This window comes from Curtobacterium sp. B8, from assembly GCF_000333315.1.
Classification (GTDB): Bacteria; Actinomycetota; Actinomycetes; order Actinomycetales; family Microbacteriaceae; genus Curtobacterium; species Curtobacterium luteum.
Window position 1 is genome coordinate 1 of the sequence record NZ_BACW01000318.1, and the last position, 1,750, is coordinate 1,750.

At 70.7% G+C, this 1,750-nt stretch carries 3 protein-coding genes; all 3 read right to left on the minus strand.

From position 1 onward, the window contains the following. Window positions 1–23: 23 nt before the first annotated feature. A complete protein-coding gene (locus tag I59_RS07820) occupies window positions 24–977 on the minus strand; it encodes an SURF1 family protein (RefSeq protein WP_022903385.1) in 954 nt (317 codons plus the stop codon). Continuing rightward, window positions 974–1,282, minus strand: coding sequence for a hypothetical protein (locus tag I59_RS19500; RefSeq protein ID WP_083881989.1), 309 nt, complete (start codon window positions 1,280–1,282; stop codon window positions 974–976). The genes I59_RS07820 and I59_RS19500 overlap by 4 nt, the downstream gene beginning before the upstream one ends. Beyond that, on the minus strand, window positions 1,282–1,750 hold a 469-nt coding region (locus I59_RS20800), incomplete at its 5' end, for a DUF3099 domain-containing protein (protein ID WP_222834996.1). The genes I59_RS20800 and I59_RS19500, both read right to left, overlap by 1 nt.

Consider the following 1,750-nt stretch of genomic DNA (forward strand, 5'->3'; position numbering starts at 1 on the left):
CTCCCGTCCGTGACAGGTCGCGTTCAGCGACCGACGTTCAGCAACTCGTCCTCGACCTCGGCGTCGGACTTCGGCTTCGCGTCCCGGCGTCGACGACGCTCCTCGGCTCGCTCGCGTTCCTCGGGGTCGTCCTGGTTCAGGTTGCGGTACTCCTGCACCATCACGTACGCGAGGAACCCGAAGCCGCCGGCCGCGAAGAGGAACCACTGGATGAAGTAGCTGAGGTGCAGACCGGTGTCGGCCGACGGGCGCTCCCAGCCGAGCGGTGGGGTCTGCGTCGGCGCCGGGTCCTCAGAGGCGAGCTGGCCGTACGCGCCGGTCCAGATCGGCATGTCGATCTTGTCGCGGACGTCGGACAACGTGACCGACTGCACCTGGTCGGTGTGCGACGGGTCGGAGCGGCCGGGGATGCGCGGTTCGCTCTGCTGGAGGCGCACGACGACCGTGACCTCGCCGCTCGGGGGCGCGGGGACGTGGTCGGGCGCGTCCTGCCGGTTGCCGGTCGGCACCCAGCCACGGTCGACGACGAACGCCCGGCCGTCCGCGGTGACGAGCGGGGTGAGGACCTCGAAGCCGGGCTGTCCGTTGTGCACGCGGTTGCGGACGAGCAGCTGGGCGTCGGTGTCGTAGCGGCCGGTGGCTGTGACACGGAGCCAGGTCTGGTCGGCGTCCCAGCTCGAAGCCCGGGGGAGTGCCTGGTCGAGCGGCACCGGAGTGTGGTCGTAGTTCTGGGCGATCTGCTCGTTCTGGCGGACGGCCTCGTTGCGGCGGTCCCACTGCCACATGCCGAACAGGGCGCAGACGATCGCGAAGGCGACGGCGATCGCGAAGTACCCGAGCCAGCGACGGCTGCGGACGAAGCGCCAGCCGACGAACGGTTCACCGGGCCGGTGCTCGGGCGCGGCCGTCGTGCTGCGCTGCAGCTTCGCCGCGTGACGCCGGCCGTACCGGGAGCTCGGGTCGAAGCCGTCGCTCATCGCTCGGTGCCGGTGGCGCGCACCCCGACGTCGTTCTTCGGCCCGGCGTTCGGGTCACGGAGGTCGTCGAGCCGGTCGACGTCCTCGAGCATGCCCGTCACGCGGACGGGGAACGAGCGGGAACGGAGGTAGTCGGCGAGGAAGTCGCGGTGTTCGTCGCACGCCGCCCAGATCTTCACCCGGTCGGTCGCGTGGATGCGCGGGTTCCGCCAGTTGACGCGCCACTCGGCGGTCTGGGTGCACCCGGCCCGTGAGCACACGGGAGTCGACCCCGGCTCGGTGAAGAGGTCGAAGGTCGCCCCCATCAGCGCCGTCCGCCGGTCTTCGGGGGCCAGACGTTGGTGTGGTCGCCGTTGCGCTGCCACTCGTCCTGCGCGTGCTGGGCAGCGTCGCGGAGCCGGTCCTGCTCGTCGCGGTACGCCTGGGCACGAGCGGCCTCTTGCTCCTCGCGCATGCGGACGTCCGCGGCGTCGTAGAGCTGCACGGCCCCGGCCGGTGCGACGACGTCGTTCTCGGCGCGGTTGCCGGCGTTCGCGAGGATGACGGCCACCCACGGGATGACGCCCGCGAGGACGATCGGGATGACCACGAGCCAGGTGTGCCACGCGGTCCACATGAGCACCGCCGCAACGAAGCAGATCACTCGGACGGCCATCTGCCAGACGTACCGTGAGAGCCGGTGCGCACGGTCCAGTTCCGGCGACTCGGGGAAGGCCGTGATGCTGTGCGTGGTCTTCATTCGGATGTTCCTCGTCTCCTGGGACAACCCTAAG

What these genes read in the sequence shown, in the direction of transcription:
- I59_RS07820 (WP_022903385.1), bottom strand. Translation starts at nt 977, where the DNA reads ATGAGCGACGGCTTCGACCCGAGCTCCCGGTACGGCCGGCGTCACGCG.
- I59_RS19500 (WP_083881989.1), bottom strand. Translation starts at nt 1,282, where the DNA reads ATGGGGGCGACCTTCGACCTCTTCACCGAGCCGGGGTCGACTCCCGTG.